Origin of the sequence: Pseudomonas sp. FEN (assembly GCF_904067045.1) — a bacterium.
Classification (GTDB): Bacteria; Pseudomonadota; Gammaproteobacteria; order Pseudomonadales; family Pseudomonadaceae; genus Aquipseudomonas.
In genome coordinates, this window is sequence record NZ_CAJFDC010000007.1 from 86,765 (window position 1) to 103,497 (window position 16,733).

Genomic DNA, 16,733 nt, shown 5'->3' on the forward strand with positions numbered 1-16,733 from the left:
TGACCGCAGCAGAGCCGAGTGCAACTCACGCCCCCGAAATCGGCAATGTTTTTAAACCAGTGGGTGTTTGAATATGTGCGATCAGAAACGGATCTGAAGTTTTTTTGAGCGCATGAAGATATACCGGCCCCGAAAAATTCATGGCTTCCAGAACCGCTTTGATTTTCTCCGGATCAGTATGGAAGACGTCCAAAGCCAATAGAGAACAACCTTTGTCTTGCAGTGCGCTCGCGGGATGAATCGCCTGTTCCCATTGGATCAGGGTGGGGACTGAGCCTCCCAAAGGCAGATTACCGTCCGAGGGTATCGTTATCTGCCAAGACAATGTTCCTCTGCTCATGGGCTCGACATCCCCAACGATATCCTGGCAGGAAGCGCTAGCCGCATGGATATCATCGGTTCGCGCAACCCATGTCGCCAAGCGTGCGGGCGAGTCAGGCGCAAGTTGATCAAGGCCGAACCAGCGAGGCCGCTTCGGGCGTTCAGCCGATGGGTCCACGGCAATCACTTCCAGGTAGAGCTGGGGACCAAGGCGAAGCAGCCTGTTGTGGGTGCCCATGCGTGGATGGGTACCGCCCGGTTGAAGCTCAACGCCCAGCACGCCAGTGACGAACGCGCAGCCGGTATCGAGGTCCGGCGCCACGATAGCCAGGTGATCGATGGTGCTCTTCACGCGATCAGCTCCTTCAAGGTTTTTTTCGCTCCGACGCTATTCCGATTCACTCGCGCCATCACCCCGTTAGACTGAGTGGCCCTCGTCCCCCCCACGCTCAGTCACCTCGCGCGACTCTCGCAATTGCCTCTTCAGCGTGCGCAACGGTGGCGCGTACAGAAAGCCGAACGATACGCTGTTCTTACGCTCCTTCACCGCGTGATGCAGCAGGTGCGCCTGATACAGGCGCTTCAAATAGGGATGACGAGGACGCGGCCGGAACGGCCAGTAGCGGTGGACGACACCGTCATGTACCACAACGTAGATGATTCCAAACGCTGCTACCCCGGCACCAACCCACTGCAGGGGGTCATACCCGCTATTGCCCAGCACGATCAGGATAATGGCCACCGTCGCCAATACCAACAGGTAGATATCATTGGTCTCGAAGGCGCCCAGGTGTTCCTCATGATGGGAACGGTGCAGAAACCAGCCCCAGCCGTGCATGACGTATTTATGCGCGAGGTAACCGACTCCTTCCATGGCCATCAGGGAGCAGAGAAACAGGGTAACGTGGGTGATCATGGAACGCCGTGAGCTCGCAGGTACGTCGGAAAGGCGGCAGGAAATATTTGAGCCGCGCTCAAGCATACCTCGGTAGGCGGGTAAATCGAACGCACTGCGTGATTTGGCGAGCGGCTTTCTGAGGGGCGCTGGCTTTGACAAGGAAGGAGACGGCCCAACAGCCGTCCTGGGATCTCTATCAAAACCCGCCCCAGCCGAAGTTGGGGCGGGCCACTTCTCCGTGAGGCGGCCAGGCTAATGACCCCCTGAGCCAATCCGGCACGGGTTACTAAACCGTGTCAGGAGGTCCCAAATGCGCGCTGGCTTGACCACTTCAAAAAGTCTTCTAACGAAAGAGCCAAAAAATCATACCTTAGCTCGAATACATCATTAAAAATAAAAAGTGTTACTTCCGCGAAAAACCTCAATCAAAACATTTCAAACTCTTTCCCAAAATATTTAGAAAAATCCCCAACCATACTCTGACTTGCTCGACATACAAAATCTCAGTATAAATGAGATTCGTTGGTAGTCTCTGTGAGATGAGCAAACCGATTCCACATCCGGCTTGCGGAAAAAACCACTCTACTAAGGTGGTTTTTTTTCGCCTCGACTTATCCGGTAGCGACCACATCGCAGCCCGCTCTCCAAAACCGGGGTACGCCCAAAGAAGCCACGCCAGCCGAACGGCCATCGCCAGCAAGCGTGTTCTTAGGAAAAAGCGCGAGGGTCAGGCACGGCAGCTATACAGACAGGACATTCGTCAGTCGAGCAGAAGCGCCCAACGCGCCCCCACCCACCGACACTAACGCCAATAACCACCCCGGACTCACTCAAGCCCCGGGGTCAGCGACTCAGAACCAGCCTCGTTTGCCGACCACATAAGTCTGTTCAAATTCATCTTCGGACTTGACCAGGTAAATGATGAATTCGATAAAGGCGACAATACTGATAATGATCGACGGAATGCCGAACAACAACCAACCGAACAGGAACACCAGCAACATGATCACGCCTTGGGTTTTGTAACCCAGGTAGAACTTGTGCACACCAAAGCCACCGAAGAAAAACGCCAGCAGGGCCGCCGGGATCTTCTTCGAGTTGCCACCCGCTGCGGCGCCGTCGGCGAAGATGGCTTCGGCAAACGCACCATTGCCAGCGAAGTCGACGCGTGCGCCGGCCTTGGGCAACACCGCGGCTTTCCACTCGACCACGTCGAAGGTGTAACGGTTGCCATCGTCACCCGAAATAATACCGTTACGGGTGTTGGTGTCGTAACTCAAGATCTTGCCTTTCATTTACAGCTCCTTGGGAAGTACGGGACGGGGAACGCGGGATAGTCGCCAGGGGATTGAACGCGGTGAGATCACTTTGTCGGACAACCCGCACAAAAGCTCCATCGACAAATGCCGAACGGAGGTCGTCGATATTCATCAATACGGTCGGGGGCTGTTTCAGGTTTGAGTCGTTGAACCGATTGGCCATCGCTCGTCCTTGAAAAGTGATTGCTGGACCGGGCTGAAGGTGATCAGCAAGTCATCGGCAGTGTCACCGCATCTTCCTTAACCGCTATGAAGGCCTGAGTCGCTGGCACGTGTAGACGGCCAGGAGCAGAGGGCATTGGGGAGGAAAGCTACTATTTCGCTGGCACGGCGTCTAGGGGCTGCGGGAAGGAATAAACATTGCTGGCGTGCGGCAACCGCAAGGAGATAGCGCGGGAACAGGAAGTCCCGCGCCAGGTGCATCAGAACGCGATACCGATCTTGGCACCAAACTCGTCACGCTTGAGTTCGGTGTTGTCCGCCAGGTCGGAATCACGGTCCAGCTTGTAGTCGGTATGGGTGTAGTAAGCACCCGCGACAATCGGCAACGCGCCTTGCCGGTTGAACAGGAAGTTCACTTCGGCATAAGGGTTGGTCCGATCCTTCAGGTCTACCGTATCGGAGCCATCGCCACGGACATCGATTCGCGCATCGCTTCCGATGGTACGCCGAACACCCGCCTCGATACGCATTGTCGCGGCATCGAATTGATGGCTGTAACCCAACGCGGCCTTGGCAAACGGTGAACGCCCCGTGAGCTTGACGTCATACTGGGAAGAGTCCGGCTCGTAACGGGTCCAGCTATAACCACCACCGACGATCACGTCGACGGAGTTATGTGCATCCAACGCCATACGCCAGCCCAGGTCGAGATCGCCCTGGCCTTCCTTGAGCGTATTGTCGTTGCGCTTGCCGTACTTCACTTCGACACCCGCCTGGTAGATGAGGCCAGCTTCGGCGGTCATCTTGTTACCGAAGTTGTAGAACAGGCCCGCCTCGGGCACATGATTTTTCTCGGGGTGGCTACTGCCCTGCAGTTTCTGGTTGTTGTAGCTACCCAAGAGACCGAACTGGGAAATCGGATCGGTGGACGCAGCCGCCATCGCTACCATCGGGGTGGTAATCAAGGCAAGGACCGAGGATTTGACGAACAGGTGGGTCAGACGATTAAACACAAACACTACTCCATTAGAATACAAACGTGACGAATCCGGTGAGCTAGGAACATAAAATCAATCGAATGGTTCAATAAATATTTACTTTTTTGTCATGCGTTCTCACTTTATCAATTCAGGTCAATGGCAGTCCTCGCCTCCGCAACGCCGGCGGTGCGCGAAAAATACAGGAAGCTTGAGGCAAGGCTCATGCGGCACCGATGTGGCGCCTCAAGGCACCACGATCGATAGCATGAAGCCCATGTCGCCGCTACGGGCGACAAATGCGACACGCGAATGAAGAGCCCTCAAACCAAAGGCCGCCCCATCATCCGCGTCAGGATCGCCAAGGGATTGGACTGGGTGTCGTACTGTTTGTCGGCAGGCAGGTGCAGGGTCTGTTCGAGCATGTACTGGCCGGACATGACCGCATGCGGCACCTGGTCCGAGAAGCACACCCAGACCGAACCGGCGGCGAATGGCATGCTCACCTGCTCGGCGGTTTCCTGATAGGCCTGGTCGCCTTTCATGCCGTCATGCAACTGCAACATCAGGTGATCATATTCGCTGCGGTAAGACTTGGTGATGCCCAGCGCCTTCAGCAGGCGAGCCTGCCAGGCCACATAAGGCTTGGCCCGTGGCAGGAACTTCGCGGCGACCGTTTCGAAGGGCTCGCCGACCCGCCACACGCGGGGGACACCTTCAGGGTTGATGTTGCAGAATACCCGCAGAATGCGTTCGCCGTAGTTGGGGCGCGAAGGAAAGGCGTCGACATGCATGCGGCGGTCATCGGCGCGCCAGGACTGCGCGCGGGTCTCGACCTGCATCGGACGGTAGCTGGTGGGCGCCAGGCGCAACGCGCCCTGGTAACGGGGCAGCAGCGAGTACACCAGCGTCTGCGCCTGCTCACGGAAACGTCCGATCATCTCGCTCAGCGCTTGTTGCACGGCGGTATCGCCTTCTGCGCCTTTGAGGTGATTATTCGCATCCAGGCTGATATTGCGCGCCTTGGGTGAGCGAATATCCGGACGGAGCAAGGACTTCTCTTCTTCCCGTAATTCAAACGACAACCGGGGGAAGTACAGCACCTTGCCCGCTTCCAACGCGGCAATCCATTGCGCGTTCACTTCAGGCATCCGCCAATCGGCGAAGTCGATGCCTATGATCTGAGAATCCATTTCCTCAGGGGGCCTCTTCGGGGGAGTAGGCCTACAATGATGCGGCGATCCGATCGACCTTTGCAATATTTTGTTACCATCAATGACAAGAGACCCCGTCCAAGAAGGCTCAGCTAGACACCTCAACCAGCATCTTGCCCCCGCAGCTGCTTCACATCTCCGGTCGGTGGTACACCAAAAAAACCGGCAGACGCGCGACTGAACTCATCCGCCACGCTGAACTGCAAAATGGCCGCATCCTCCTCGGAACGCATCAGCCACAAGTTATATTCACCTGAGCTATTCATGACCAGTTTGTAGTGCGTCGCCTGCCACATCCGGCTCATCGCTTCTTGTGACGGAGCCTTGTAAAGCTCACAGAAACTGCCTTCGACATCGCATTGAGGATCCGTTGACAGGCCGTCGAATATGACGCGCAGACGTCCTTCCCCTTCAATGTCACCCTCCTCTGGGTGAAATGAACCGATGACTTTCCCGGCATGGCCTGCCTCACTGTAGAAACAGGTTATTTCGCCAATAAAATCATGCCCTGCCAATACTTGAAAATATGGCCACACTTCATCCGGCCATTCAAAGGTATCGAGCATGGGTAGAAACAAGTATTTACCGATCAGGTCATTGAATGTCATGGCACGCCCTCCTTTGGCATGAGTCCAAACTATAACCCTCCAAAATTTTCTTTCGACATTACTGTATTAACGGTTATTTCATGCAAGCAGCCCCGTACCGCTCACTCAAATACGGAAACCGCTGACCAACTGCTCCAGCCGGGCCGTTTGCGTTTCCAGGTCGGCACAGGCCAGGAGCGTGGCATGGAGATTCTCCAGCGCGTCCTTGTGCAAGGTATCGATCTGGGTGATATCCATGTTGATCGCCTCGACCACCGCGGTCTGCTCTTCGGTCGCGGCGGCCACCGATTGGTTCATCCCGTCGATCTCGCCGATACGCCGGGTGACCTGCCCCAGGTGCTCACCAGCCTGATTGGCAATGGCCACGCTCTCGGCGCTGTATTGCTGGCTCTCGGTCATGGTGTGGACCGCCTGCCGGGAACCGACCTGCAGTTCCTCGATCATCCCGTGGATTTGCTGGGCCGAAGCCTGGGTCCGTCCGGCCAGGTTGCGAACCTCATCGGCGACCACGGAGAAACCGCGCCCGGACTCGCCCGCCCGGGCCGCCTCGATGGCGGCATTGAGTGCCAGCAGGTTGGTCTGCTCGGAGATCGCCTGGATCACCTTGAGGATCTGGCCGATGCTCGCGGTGTGGCTGTTGAGCTGCTCGATCCGGGCACTGGAGGAGAGGATCTTGCTCGATAGTTCATTCATCGCCTGGATAGAGCGCTCAACCACCCGCCGCGCTTCATCCGCCGTGTCCCGCGCATCGGAAGCGCCCAGTGAGGCATCCGCGGCATTCACGGCGATCTCTTGGGCGGCGGCGCCCAATTGGTTGATGGCCGCCGCGACACTGCTGGTGCGCTGGGATTGAGTGTCCGAGTTGCTCATCGAGGCGTTGGAGGCGTCGACGACCCGGCTGGCCACCAAGCTCAAGCGCGCGGTGGTCGAGGCCACTTCGCGGATCGAAGCGTGGATGCGCTCGACAAAACGGTTGAAAGCACCCGCCAGGAGGCCGAACTCGTCGCGCGACTGGATCGTCAGGCGCTGCGTCAGATCGCCGTCGCCCTGGGCAATGTCTTCCAGGGCACGGGTCATGTGATGCAAGGGCTTCATCAGCAAGCGGATCAACAGACTGAGCAGGACGAAGGTAATAGCCAGCAAGACCACGGTCGCAATCAGCACCGAGAGACGAAACCGGGCCAGCGCCGCGTAGGCTTTGTCTTTGTCGACGGCCAGGCCCACAGACCATTTCACCGAAGGCAGGCCCTGCACCGGCATGAACGTCAGTAACTGCGTGCGCCCCGCCTGTTGCACCTGGTTCAGGTCGGTACCGATGCGCGTCGGCTCCAGGCCGTAGATGTCACGCAGATTCTTGGTGACCAGGGTTTTATCGGGGTGCACCAGGATATTGCCGTCGGCACTGACCAGGAAGGCATAGCCGATACCGCCGAAATCCTGGGCATTGATCATCCTGGCCATCTTGTCCAGGCTGATATTGACCCCAAGGACACCCAGCACCTGGTCGCCGGACTTCACCGGGGCCGCCTCGCTCATCACCAGGTAGTCACTGCCCACGCCGATATAGGGCTCGGTCAGGATCGGGCCGTTCTTGAGCGCATCCGAGTACCAGGGCCGCTGGCGGGGATCGTAGCCATCGGGCATGACCCGGTCGGGAAAGATATCGAAAGCGCCGTCGCGTGTAGCGCTATAGCTGGCGACGAAGGTCGAGGTGAGCGCGGGCTGTTGGAGCAAGGTGCGAACCTTCTCCCTGGCCGGGTCGAGCGCGACGACCTGGGCCATTGCATCCACCAATAGCAAACGATCGCTCAGCCATGTCTGAATATTCTGGGCAAGAACCTGCCCAGTGGTGTGCAAGTTGTTTTCGATATTGCCGCTGATCTCGTTGCGTTGCCGATAATCGCCATACAGTGCGAAAACCGCAAAGACCACAACCACCACGGTAGAAACAGCGAGCAGGATCTTTTGACTGAACTTCAATCGAATATTCATGGTTTTGGCTACTGCACAATGGAGGTTTTTTGTTTGACTTTATATCAAGGCAGGACAAAACAATGGGCAGGGCGAAAACCACCCTTAATGGGCAAAGTTTCAGTGTTACTTAATGGACTGTCAAACAACAAATATCCGGGGGCTGGCATCAAAAAAATTGATCGTCCCTAAACTTACAGTACGCTCTTTAGTGGCCTGTGAAGTTCCAACAACTTCACTCCCCCCGGCTCGATGACAAGCAGGCCGCCCGGACGCTGCCTACAAGCCGCCCTGAAACGGCAGCACCACCAGCGCGACCAACCCGCCACCCGCCCGGTTGCTCAGGGTCAGCGTGCCGCCCTGCTCCAGCACAATCGCCCGCGCCGCCGACAAGCCCAGTCCGACGCCACCGGTGCTTTTGTTGCGCGAACTCTCCAACCGAAAGAACGCTTCAAACACCCGTTCAAGGCAATCCGCTGCAATACCCGGCCCACGATCCTGCACGCGGATCAGCAGTCGCTCCGAATCCGACTCCAACACGATCGATGGCTCGCTGCCGTACTTGATCGCATTGTCCAGCAAGTTGCCGACAACCCGCTTTAGCCCCAGCGGCCGCCCGAAGTACACCCACCTGGACGGCCCCGCGAAATCGACCTCAATCCCCAGGTCGCGATAATCGTCCACCAGGGTTTGCAGCAACTCCGCCAGGTCGAAGGAGGTCGCTTCCTCCAGCCGCGCATCGTCGCGGAAGAATTCCAGTGCGGAGTTGATCATCGCCTGCATTTCATCGACATCCCGGAACAATCGCTGCTGTTGCTCCTCATCCTCGATGAACTCACCGCGCAGACGCATGCGGGTCAAGGGCGTGCGCAGGTCATGGGAGATGGCCGCGAGCATCTGCGTGCGGTCCTTGATGAAGTGCTGCAACTGGGCCTGCATGGCGTTGAAGGCGAGGATCGCCTGACGGATTTCATGGGGCCCGACCGGCTCCACCGGCGGGGCCCGGAAGTCGACGCCAAAACGCCGCGCGCCCTGGGCGAATTGCTGCAGCGGTCGAGCCAGGCGGCGGGTCGCAATCAAGGTGACCACTGCGGTGGAGAGCAACACCAGCACGATCACTATCAGTCGGCGTGGCCCCTCATCCAGCCCCCAACTCCGCGATGCGGTGGAAAACTCCAGCCAGGTACCGTCGGTCAGTTGAATCAGCACCCCGTAACGCCCATCCGAATCGGCAGGTTCATAGGTCTCGAGCCGGCGATTCGACATATTGAGCGCCCGGCGTATGGCCTGAGCTTCCTCGCCGTGAGGCGTCTTGACGATTTTCGGCAGGACGATGTCATGATAATCGGTGTACCAAGCCACCAATATATCCGGCTCACTGACCACCGCGGCCAAACGGCCACGCTGCCCGGACTCGGACGCTTCGAGCACACGGCTGATGGAGATGATCTTTTCCAGTAGACCGGTCTCGCTCAGGGGCGGATAGGCCCAGACACCGGCCAGCTTGACGAACAGCGCATTGAACGCCAGCGCCGTCAACATGGCCATCAGTACGGTCAGGGCGATCCAGCGCGCCACCGTGTCCCTGGGACGATAACGCCCGGCGCCGAAGCGAGTCATTGGCGCGTCACGTCAGGGGTGAACAGATAACCGCCATTACGCACCGTGCGAATCATCGCCGGGCGCTTGGTGTCGAACTCCAGCTTGCGCCGCAGGCGGCTGACCTGGACGTCGATGCTGCGGTCGAACGCGTCATGGCTGTGCCCGCGGGCCAGGTCCAGCAGTTGCTCGCGGGTAAGGATGCGCTGGGGATGCTCGACAAACACCAGCAGCAGATCGAACTCCCCCGCCGACAACGGGATCATCACCTGGTCCGGCGAGCGCAGTTCGCGTCGGGTCAGGTCCAGTTGCCAGTCGGCAAAGCGGATCAGCGGGCGCGGCACTTCACCGCTCAACGGCCGGCTTTCCCCGGCCCGGCGCAACACCGCCCGGACCCGCGCCAGCAATTCGCGGGCATCGAAGGGTTTGCCCAGGTAATCGTCGGCGCCCATTTCCAGGCCCACCACCCGATCGCTCAACTCGCCCATGGCGGTCAGCATGATCACCGGGGTCGCGTACTGCCGGCGCAGGCGCTGGCACAGCATCAGGCCGTTCTCCCCGGGCAGCATCAGGTCGAGGATGATCAGGTCCGGGGCCTGGCGCTCCACCGCGGCCCACAACGCCGCGCCATCGGCGGCGACTTCTACCGTATAACCATGCAGCACAAAAAATTTCTTCAGCAGGGCAAGGACCTCGAGGTCGTCGTCCACGATCAACAGACTGCTCACCGGCGGCCATCACTCGAAGTTGGAAAGAGCCCCATCTAAAACCATTCGCCGCGCTTCGTCATATATTTCAACGCGGTAACAAACCGTCGGCGCGGCAATAAAGCAGACATCTTTGCGCAAGGCGCGGCTGCCAGCATCAGCCATCCTTATTCCGCAGAGATTGCTTGCCCATGCCGCCGCTCAAGTGTTCGCCCGCCATGTTCCGTCACGCCGCGCTGTTGCTGACCGTTTCGTACCTGGCTGGCTGCAGCAGCCAGACCCCGCCGGCGAGCGCCAGTTGCGCGCAAGTCGACTATCCGGTGTTCGACCCGGCCCAGCGGGTCAACCGGGGGATTTTCGCCTTCAACAAGGCGCTCGACGACTATGCCCTGGCGCCCGTGGCCCGGGGCTATCGCTACCTGCCGAATGTTTTCCAGCAGGGTGTGCATAACTTCACCAGCAACTTTGGCGAACCCAAGGTCTTTGTCAACGACCTGCTGCAAGGCAACCTGAAGCGTTCGGCCACTACCGTGGGCCGCTTTACCGTAAACACCACCCTCGGCGTGGTGGGGCTGTTCGACGTCTCGGATCGGATGGGCATCCCCCGCCACACCGCCGACTTCGGCCAGACCTTTGGCGTCTGGGGCATCGGCAACGGTCCCATCGTCGAACTGCCGCTGCTGGGCACCGGCAACGCCCGCGACGCCGCCGGACGCGTGCTCGGCCTGGCCTTCAACCCCTTCGGCAGCAACAGCGACACTGTCGAGACCCTGGCGACGGTCAACCTGGTCGGCGGAGTGATCGACCAGCGCGCCGAACTGCTGCCACTCACCGACAGCCTGCAAAAACTGCCGGACTACTACAGCGCACTGCGTAACGTGGTCGCCGAACATCGCGCGGCTTTCGTCCAGGAAGGCAAGCAGGGCAGCACCCAGCCGGAAAAAGACCGCTGCCAGGGAGCCGCCCAGGATGGTTTCTGAACAGCGGGCCTTGATCCTCGAGCAACGGCTGAGCAAACCCGCCGGCAGCGACCTGTTCTGCCATGAAGTCAGCCTGCGGCTATCAGAGGACCGACGCCACCTGATCCTCAGCCGTTATACCGAGCATTACAGCCCCCAGGGTTCGCAATCGGTCGAACGGCATTACCAGGTGCCGATGGACGATGCACTGCGCTGGCTGGTCCAACGGGCGGAGCACGGCGCCTGACCTGGCGCCCTTCCCATCGGCCTCGACGTGTGAACCCGGCCTCCGCGAGGCCTGCCCCGCTCCTACAGCTTCTTCTCTATTTCCCCCTCGAACCCGCGTAATGCTTGAGCCCCGCACCTTCGGGATTTAATATCCACGCCGCTTATGTCGAGCATTCAGTACCGGTTGCACGCCTGGCCCGCTCAGGTCGACACCGAGAAGAAAAACTAGAGAAGGTGAAGCAATGACGGGTGAAAACCTGACACCGGGTTTGCTCAAGCGCGGCCTGAAAAACCGCCATATCCAGCTGATTTCCCTGGGTGGAGCCATTGGCACCGGGCTGTTCCTGGGCTCTGCCGGGGTACTCAAGTCCGCGGGCCCGGCGATGATTCTCGGCTATGCGATCTGTGGTTTCATCGCATTCCTGATCATGCGCCAGCTCGGCGAGATGATCGTCGAAGAGCCGGTGGCCGGCTCGTTCAGCCATTTTGCCCATAAATACTGGGGCGGCTACGCGGGTTTTCTCTGCGGCTGGAACTACTGGGTGCTCTACGTGCTGGTGGGCATGGCCGAGCTCACGGCCGTCGGCAAGTACGTGCAGTTCTGGTGGCCGGAAATACCGTCCTGGGTCAGCGCGGCGGTGTTCTTCGTACTGGTCAACCTGCTCAACCTGAGCAACGTCAAGGTGTTCGGCGAAACCGAGTTCTGGTTCGCGATCATCAAGGTGGTGGCGATCATCGGCATGATCGCCCTCGGATGCTACCTGCTGATCAGCGGTACCGGCGGCCCGCAAGCCTCGGTCAGCAACCTGTGGAGTCACGGTGGTTTCTTCCCCAATGGTTTCAGCGGCCTGCTGATGGCGCTGTGCTTTATCATGTTTTCCTTCGGTGGCCTGGAGCTGGTGGGCATCACCGCCGCCGAGGCCAGCGAGCCGCGCAAGGTGATCCCCAAGGCGATCAACCAGGTGGTATTGCGGATACTGATCTTCTACGTCGGCGCGCTCACCGTGCTGTTGTCGCTGTATCCGTGGGACCAGTTGCTGACCACCCTCGGCGCTTCCGGCGACGCCTACAGCGGCAGCCCGTTCGTGCAGATCTTCGCCCTGATCGGCAGCGACACGGCGGCGCAGATCCTCAACGTGGTGGTGCTGACCGCCGCCCTGTCGGTCTACAACAGCGGCGTGTACTGCAACAGCCGCATGTTGTTCGGCCTGGCCGAGCAAGGCGATGCGCCCAAATCGTTGACGAAACTGAACAAGCAAGGCGTGCCGGTGCGGGCCATCGGCGTCTCGGCGCTGGTTACCTTGCTGTGTGTGGTGATCAATTACGTGGCGCCGCATGAAGCGCTGGAGCTGTTGATGGCGCTGGTGGTGGCTTCATTGATCATCAATTGGATCGTGATCAGCCTGACCCACCTGAAGTTCCGCAAGGCCATGGAACAGCAAGGCGTGGTACCGGGCTTCAAGGCGTTCTGGACGCCGTTCAGCAACTACCTGTGCCTGGCCTTCGTCGCGCTGATCCTGGGCGTGATGCTGATGATTCCGGGGATCAGTGTCTCGGTGTATGTGATGCCGGTGTGGGTGCTGTTCATTTATGGGTTGTACCGGCTGCGACTGGCCAAGGGCCGGGTTCGGACGGTTAGCTGAAGAATGAGCTTCCGGGAACACCGCGGGGAGTCAGACTCCCCGCGTTATCGTTGACGTTCATCGCTGGCAAGCCAGCTCCACAGGGGCACGGCGATGGGGCCGCCGAGCGCAGCAAGGTGAACAACCCGGTGTTCTCGGGCGGACCGGGGCGACACGGTCTATCTGCCCACCGTCATCCCCCGTTCAAGGCAAACGCACATTGCCGTCATACGGCGTCTGCAGGTCGCGCTCCGGGATCTCCCAGATCAGCAACTTCGGCGCTGTCTGCTTGAACGCCGGGCTGTCGAAGTAAGCTTTCGCCGCCCCGGAAAACTCTCCACCATCCTTGGCGAAATTACCCACTGGCGCGCCCACTGCCGCCTCCAGGAAACCGACAAAATTCGAGTTGCGCGAAAACGACGTACCGATCAACGCAGTGTTCGGCAAGTTATCATCGCCAAACAGATCATCAAGATTCTCACCCGTCGCCTCGTCAGCCCGCTCCTTGACCTGCGTCGCCGCCACGCTCTCGGCCTTGGGTTGCAAGGCCAACGGCAACCAGTCGATCCCCGCCAGTCGTACCAGGTCACCCGGGCGCACGGCACTGGCTTGCGTACTCAGTTCATAGCGCTTGCGCGGTGTCGCGCTGAACTTCAAAGCCGCGACCGCCTCGGCAATCCGCCCCGCCGCCGCCCGGGCCCCAGCCTCGCTCCAGTGGGTGTCGGTGCGCAGGAAAGCGCCCTCGCCCAGCGTCTGCAAGCTCGGCGTCAGATCCACCGCCGCCACGCCCGCGCCTTGCAACCCGGCCAGCCAGCTGGCAACCCGTGGTTGAAATGAAGCCGGGCGCCTGAGCGAACACAACTGCGCCGCGACGATGCGGCTCTTGTCCGGGACCACCGCCACCAGCAGCTCAATACCCCGCTTGTTCAACGCCTGGCGCAGATCGAGCACCGCCTGCGCCTTGGCTTGCGCATTGGCCGCCGCGTTGCGGTTGAAGCGCAACTCGTCGGTCAGGAACAGCCAGTCCGGGCAGCCTTCGCGCACCCGTGCGCCAAGATCGCCGAAGGTCAGCCAACTGCCGCCGCGCTCCAGGTCGGCGACCTGTTTGGGCAGGGGCGCATCCGACAGCGTTTTGGCGAAACGGTGGGTGATCTCGCCATGCAGGAGCATGTCCGCCGTCACCACCTTGGGCACGAACTCGATCGCTCCCTTGATCATCAACCAGGCGCAGGACAAGGCCCCCAGCGCCAGGAACAGTGTGAATATCACGCCGGCCAGGGGACTGACGCGCACCGCCAGCGCGCTAGGGGGCGTGGGGGCAACGGACGGTGATTGCGTTGGCTGGGTCATCAGAATTGAAAGTACAGAAAGGGCACGGCTTCACGGCTGGCGATCAGAGCGAACGACAGCATGAACCCGAGCACGGGCCAAAGGGCCGCAAGCAACGCGAACAGCTCGTTGCTTGCGAATCGTCTTTCCACACGGGTCTGCAACAGCGGTGCGAGGATGCACAGCAGCCCCAGCAACGCCGCCAGCCCGTGCACCGGACGCAGGGTCACGGCCAGCGCGTCGCCCAGGGCAAAGCCGTGCTGGCCGAACTGGCCGCCATACATACTCAGGGCCGTGGCGAAGTCCGGTGAACGGAACAGCGTCCAGGCCAGGCACACGAACAACAAGGTGGCGACATGGCAGGCCCACAGCGGCAACCCCGGCAGGCTGGAGCGCGACCAGGCCCGATCAACGCACAACGCCACGCCATGAGCCGAGCCCCAGAGCAGATAATTCCAGCTGTCGCCGCCATGCCAGAGCCCGGCGATGGCCATGGTCAGGAACAGGTTGCGATAGGTTTTCCACACGCCTTTGCGGTTACCGCCCAGGGCGATGTACAGGTAGTCGCGCAACCAACTGGATAACGACAGGTGCCAGCGCCGCCAGAAGTCCTGGATGCTGTAGGCCAGGTACGGCCGGTTGAAGTTTTCCGGAAAGTGAAAGCCCAGCATCAGCCCCAGGCCGATGGCCATGGAGCTGTAGCCGGCGAAGTCGAAGAACAGTTGCAGCGAATACGCCAGGCAACCGATCCAGGCGTCGACGAAGGACGGGTTGTCCAGGTGAAACGCCACGTCCACCAGCGGCGACAAGGTATCGGCCACCAGCACTTTCATGCACAGGCCGATCATGAACCGGCGCGCGCCCAGGGAGAAATTCAGCCAGTTGAAATAGCGCTGGTTCAGTTCGCGACGGACCCAGTCATAACGAATGATGGGCCCGGCAATCGAATGACCGAACATGGAAATGTAGGTGGCGTAGTTGATAAAGCTACGCTCCACCGGCACCACATGCCGATGCACGTCCACCAGATAGGAAATCGCCTGCAGGACAATGAACGACAGCCCCGCCGGCAAGGCCACGCGCTGCCAGGCCATGGGCATGGCGCCGTAATAGGTGATCAACTGGTTCCAGGTCGCGGCGAGGATGTTCGCGTACTTGTACCAGCACAGCACCGCGGTGTTGATCACGATCAGGGCGATCAACAAGCGCATCCGCCCCCGCGAATCCTCCCGCGAGCGGTCCACCAGCAAGCCGCCGATCCAGGCCAGCAGGGTCAGCAGCATGTGCAGGAACAGGAACAACGGGCTCAGCCAGCCATAGAACAGCCAACTGCCGATCAACAGGATGACGTTACGCCAGCCCGGTCTGGCCATGGCATAGACCAACAGAAACGCAGGCAGGAACAGCGTCAGAAATTCAAGCGAGGCGAAGACCATGGCGACGGGTGCTTCCGATTCAGTTGGACAAGCTATCCGTGGCGGTAATCAGGCGCGGCCCCGTCGACGAAGGCAGCAATAACAAACTGTAGCGCTTGTTCGCCTCCAATGCGCCGAGCTCGATCGCCGCCCCCACCGGTTTGCCCGCGCAGACCAACTGGACCGCCAGCGATGCCCGTGGATTCAGCTCCTGGCGCCGGGGGTTGCCAGGGGGGGCCTTCTGGAACAGGTCGACATCGCGCCCGGCCAGGTTGACCCGGGCATTGACGCAACCGGAGTCGGCATCGAACAGCGCCAGCGAGGCCTTGAGCTGGTTGGGAATATCGAAGGCTTCGCTGACCAGCATTTGCCGAATACCTTGCTTCGCATCAGTCAGGGCGAACACCGTGGCGAAATCGCCCGCGGTCACCTTGACGTCCAGTGGCACGCTTTTGCCGTCACGGCTCAAGGTGCCTTTGATCGGCCGGCCACCGGACACCGGGATAAAACCGCTGACCGCCTGGCCTTTCTCCAGCTTCAGGCTGCTGGTCGCGCCTTCCGGCGTCAGTTCCAGGGCCGTGTCGCCGGCATTGACGAAGCGCAGGTAGGCCGAGTCCTGGGAAGGACCGGTGGGATACAGGGCAATGGGGCCGCTGAACGCGCTGGCACTCAGGGCCAGGCCGGCCAGGGCGCCAACACCGTTGAAAATCCGTTTCACTTGGCTGCTCCTTTCACCGCTGTCGCGGGCAGTTCGTTCAATGATTTACCGATGGCCGCCGCCCAGGACTTGTAGCCGGCGATGGTGAAGTGCTGGCCGTCGGAGGTGGTCCACTCACCGGGCTTGGAGAACTTCGTCGAGTCGATATAGGTGCACGGCGCGACCATATTGGCCAGGGTCCCCGCGACCAACTGGGTACGGACCTGATTCTTGCCGTACTGGTTCTCGTTGGTGTTGCTGCCGTTGGCCTTGCCCCATGCCGGCCCCACCCACACGCACTTGGCGCCGCTGTCGGCGATCTGCTTGGTCAGCGCGGTGACGCTCTGGTAAGCCCAGACCTTGGGAAACGGCGTGGTCTTATAGGAGGCCATGGTGTCTCCCATGATCAACACCACCAGGTCCGGTTTATCCTTGGCGATCACATCCTTGATCGGTTGTGTGTCAAGGGTGCCGCGACTCATCACCTTGATCTTTTCGCCCGGCTCGCGAATCGCCCCGCAATCGAGTTTCAGCTTGGGCGTGACCCAGTCCGCCGGGTTGGCGCCGCAGGCACCGATGGCGTGAACCTGGGCGCCTTGCTGAGTCAGATTGTCGTAGAGCGGGTTCATCAACGAATCGGGGAAACTCATGTGGCTTTCGCCAATCACGAGCAAGGTCAAACCTGCGAGTACGGAAGAAGCCATGAA

17 protein-coding genes and 1 pseudogene are annotated in these 16,733 nt (G+C 60.1%); 3 read left to right on the top strand and 15 right to left on the bottom strand.

The features are described 5' to 3' along the window. Window positions 1-25: 25 nt before the first annotated feature. The 11 genes and pseudogenes from PFEN_RS06305 to PFEN_RS30975 form a co-directional block, all read right to left on the bottom strand. Window positions 26-673 carry a VOC family protein gene (locus PFEN_RS06305; protein WP_191486054.1) on the bottom strand — a complete coding sequence of 216 codons (648 nt, stop codon included), beginning with the start codon at window positions 671-673 and terminating at the stop codon, window positions 26-28. Between the two features lie 66 nt (window positions 674-739). Beyond that, window positions 740-1,237, bottom strand: a complete 498-nt coding sequence (locus tag PFEN_RS06310; protein ID WP_191486055.1) for a sterol desaturase family protein — start codon at window positions 1,235-1,237, stop codon at window positions 740-742. 833 nt (window positions 1,238-2,070) lie between these two features. Then, window positions 2,071-2,514 carry a TM2 domain-containing protein gene (locus tag PFEN_RS06315; RefSeq protein ID WP_191486056.1) on the bottom strand — a complete coding sequence of 148 codons (444 nt, stop codon included), beginning with the start codon at window positions 2,512-2,514 and terminating at the stop codon, window positions 2,071-2,073. A 446-nt stretch (window positions 2,515-2,960) separates the two neighbouring features. Then, window positions 2,961-3,713 (bottom strand): outer membrane beta-barrel protein, encoded by a 753-nt coding sequence (locus PFEN_RS06320; protein ID WP_412071396.1) that lies wholly within the window; start codon window positions 3,711-3,713, stop codon window positions 2,961-2,963. A gap of 287 nt (window positions 3,714-4,000) precedes the next feature. Further along, the gene (locus PFEN_RS06325) at window positions 4,001-4,870 is read right to left on the bottom strand and encodes a Kdo hydroxylase family protein (RefSeq protein ID WP_191486057.1); all 870 of its coding nucleotides are present in this window, start codon (window positions 4,868-4,870) and stop codon (window positions 4,001-4,003) included. A gap of 122 nt (window positions 4,871-4,992) precedes the next feature. Beyond that, window positions 4,993-5,499 carry a hypothetical protein gene (locus PFEN_RS06330; RefSeq protein WP_191486058.1) on the bottom strand — a complete coding sequence of 169 codons (507 nt, stop codon included), beginning with the start codon at window positions 5,497-5,499 and terminating at the stop codon, window positions 4,993-4,995. 105 nt (window positions 5,500-5,604) lie between these two features. Beyond that, window positions 5,605-6,369, bottom strand: a complete 765-nt coding sequence (locus PFEN_RS31330) for a methyl-accepting chemotaxis protein (protein WP_412071403.1) — start codon at window positions 6,367-6,369, stop codon at window positions 5,605-5,607. Window positions 6,370-6,459: 90 nt separating this feature from the next. Next, window positions 6,460-7,491: pseudogene (locus tag PFEN_RS31335) on the bottom strand (cache domain-containing protein); the annotation flags it as partial. Window positions 7,492-7,749: 258 nt separating this feature from the next. Next, window positions 7,750-9,090 (bottom strand): sensor histidine kinase, encoded by a 1,341-nt coding sequence (locus tag PFEN_RS06340; RefSeq protein ID WP_191486060.1) that lies wholly within the window; start codon window positions 9,088-9,090, stop codon window positions 7,750-7,752. Continuing rightward, window positions 9,087-9,797, bottom strand: a complete 711-nt coding sequence (locus PFEN_RS06345) for a response regulator (protein ID WP_191486061.1) — start codon at window positions 9,795-9,797, stop codon at window positions 9,087-9,089. Before PFEN_RS06345 ends, PFEN_RS06340 begins: the two co-directional genes overlap by 4 nt. A gap of 9 nt (window positions 9,798-9,806) precedes the next feature. Beyond that, window positions 9,807-9,941, bottom strand: coding sequence for a hypothetical protein (locus tag PFEN_RS30975; RefSeq protein WP_263596594.1), 135 nt, complete (start codon window positions 9,939-9,941; stop codon window positions 9,807-9,809). A 26-nt stretch (window positions 9,942-9,967) separates the two neighbouring features. Between PFEN_RS30975 and PFEN_RS06350 the strand changes: the two genes are divergently transcribed. From PFEN_RS06350 to PFEN_RS06360, 3 genes are all read left to right on the top strand, one after another. Continuing rightward, complete coding sequence (locus tag PFEN_RS06350; protein ID WP_191486062.1) at window positions 9,968-10,756, top strand: VacJ family lipoprotein; 789 nt, start codon at window positions 9,968-9,970, stop codon at window positions 10,754-10,756. After that, the gene (locus PFEN_RS06355) at window positions 10,746-10,982 is read left to right on the top strand and encodes a hypothetical protein (protein WP_191486063.1); all 237 of its coding nucleotides are present in this window, start codon (window positions 10,746-10,748) and stop codon (window positions 10,980-10,982) included. Before PFEN_RS06350 ends, PFEN_RS06355 begins: the two co-directional genes overlap by 11 nt. Window positions 10,983-11,205: 223 nt before the next feature. Further along, complete coding sequence (locus tag PFEN_RS06360) at window positions 11,206-12,606, top strand: amino acid permease (protein ID WP_191486064.1); 1,401 nt, start codon at window positions 11,206-11,208, stop codon at window positions 12,604-12,606. A gap of 183 nt (window positions 12,607-12,789) precedes the next feature. Here the strand turns inward: PFEN_RS06360 and PFEN_RS06365 are convergent, their stop codons facing one another. Genes PFEN_RS06365 through PFEN_RS06380 form a run of 4 tightly spaced genes read right to left on the bottom strand, consistent with a single transcriptional unit; the run spans window position 12,790 to window position 16,730 of the window. Further along, the gene (locus PFEN_RS06365) at window positions 12,790-13,935 is read right to left on the bottom strand and encodes an alginate O-acetyltransferase AlgX-related protein (RefSeq protein WP_191486065.1); all 1,146 of its coding nucleotides are present in this window, start codon (window positions 13,933-13,935) and stop codon (window positions 12,790-12,792) included. Further along, on the bottom strand, window positions 13,935-15,350 hold the full coding sequence (locus PFEN_RS06370) for an MBOAT family O-acyltransferase (RefSeq protein WP_191486066.1): 1,416 nt from the start codon (window positions 15,348-15,350) through the stop codon (window positions 13,935-13,937). The genes PFEN_RS06365 and PFEN_RS06370 overlap by 1 nt, the downstream gene beginning before the upstream one ends. Window positions 15,351-15,369: 19 nt before the next feature. Then, entirely contained in the window at window positions 15,370-16,047 is a 678-nt protein-coding gene (locus tag PFEN_RS06375) for a cell division protein FtsQ (RefSeq protein ID WP_191486067.1), read from the bottom strand. Continuing rightward, the gene (locus tag PFEN_RS06380) at window positions 16,044-16,730 is read right to left on the bottom strand and encodes an SGNH/GDSL hydrolase family protein (protein WP_191486068.1); all 687 of its coding nucleotides are present in this window, start codon (window positions 16,728-16,730) and stop codon (window positions 16,044-16,046) included. The genes PFEN_RS06375 and PFEN_RS06380 overlap by 4 nt, the downstream gene beginning before the upstream one ends. Between the last annotated feature and the right edge of the window lie 3 nt (window positions 16,731-16,733).

Excerpts from the sequence above, each read along its gene's own strand:
- PFEN_RS06310 (WP_191486055.1), bottom strand. The coding sequence starts at position 1,237 with ATGATCACCCACGTTACCCTGTTTCTCTGCTCCCTGATGGCCATGGAA.
- PFEN_RS06315 (WP_191486056.1), bottom strand. The coding sequence starts at position 2,514 with ATGAAAGGCAAGATCTTGAGTTACGACACCAACACCCGTAACGGTATT.
- PFEN_RS06325 (WP_191486057.1), bottom strand. The coding sequence starts at position 4,870 with ATGGATTCTCAGATCATAGGCATCGACTTCGCCGATTGGCGGATGCCT.
- PFEN_RS06330 (WP_191486058.1), bottom strand. The coding sequence starts at position 5,499 with ATGACATTCAATGACCTGATCGGTAAATACTTGTTTCTACCCATGCTC.
- PFEN_RS31330 (WP_412071403.1), bottom strand. The coding sequence starts at position 6,369 with ATGAGCAACTCGGACACTCAATCCCAGCGCACCAGCAGTGTCGCGGCG.
- PFEN_RS06340 (WP_191486060.1), bottom strand. The coding sequence starts at position 9,090 with ATGACTCGCTTCGGCGCCGGGCGTTATCGTCCCAGGGACACGGTGGCG.
- PFEN_RS30975 (WP_263596594.1), bottom strand. The coding sequence starts at position 9,941 with ATGGCTGATGCTGGCAGCCGCGCCTTGCGCAAAGATGTCTGCTTTATT.
- PFEN_RS06350 (WP_191486062.1), top strand. The coding sequence starts at position 9,968 with ATGCCGCCGCTCAAGTGTTCGCCCGCCATGTTCCGTCACGCCGCGCTG.
- PFEN_RS06355 (WP_191486063.1), top strand. The coding sequence starts at position 10,746 with ATGGTTTCTGAACAGCGGGCCTTGATCCTCGAGCAACGGCTGAGCAAA.
- PFEN_RS06360 (WP_191486064.1), top strand. The coding sequence starts at position 11,206 with ATGACGGGTGAAAACCTGACACCGGGTTTGCTCAAGCGCGGCCTGAAA.
- PFEN_RS06365 (WP_191486065.1), bottom strand. The coding sequence starts at position 13,935 with ATGACCCAGCCAACGCAATCACCGTCCGTTGCCCCCACGCCCCCTAGC.
- PFEN_RS06370 (WP_191486066.1), bottom strand. The coding sequence starts at position 15,350 with ATGGTCTTCGCCTCGCTTGAATTTCTGACGCTGTTCCTGCCTGCGTTT.
- PFEN_RS06380 (WP_191486068.1), bottom strand. The coding sequence starts at position 16,730 with ATGGCTTCTTCCGTACTCGCAGGTTTGACCTTGCTCGTGATTGGCGAA.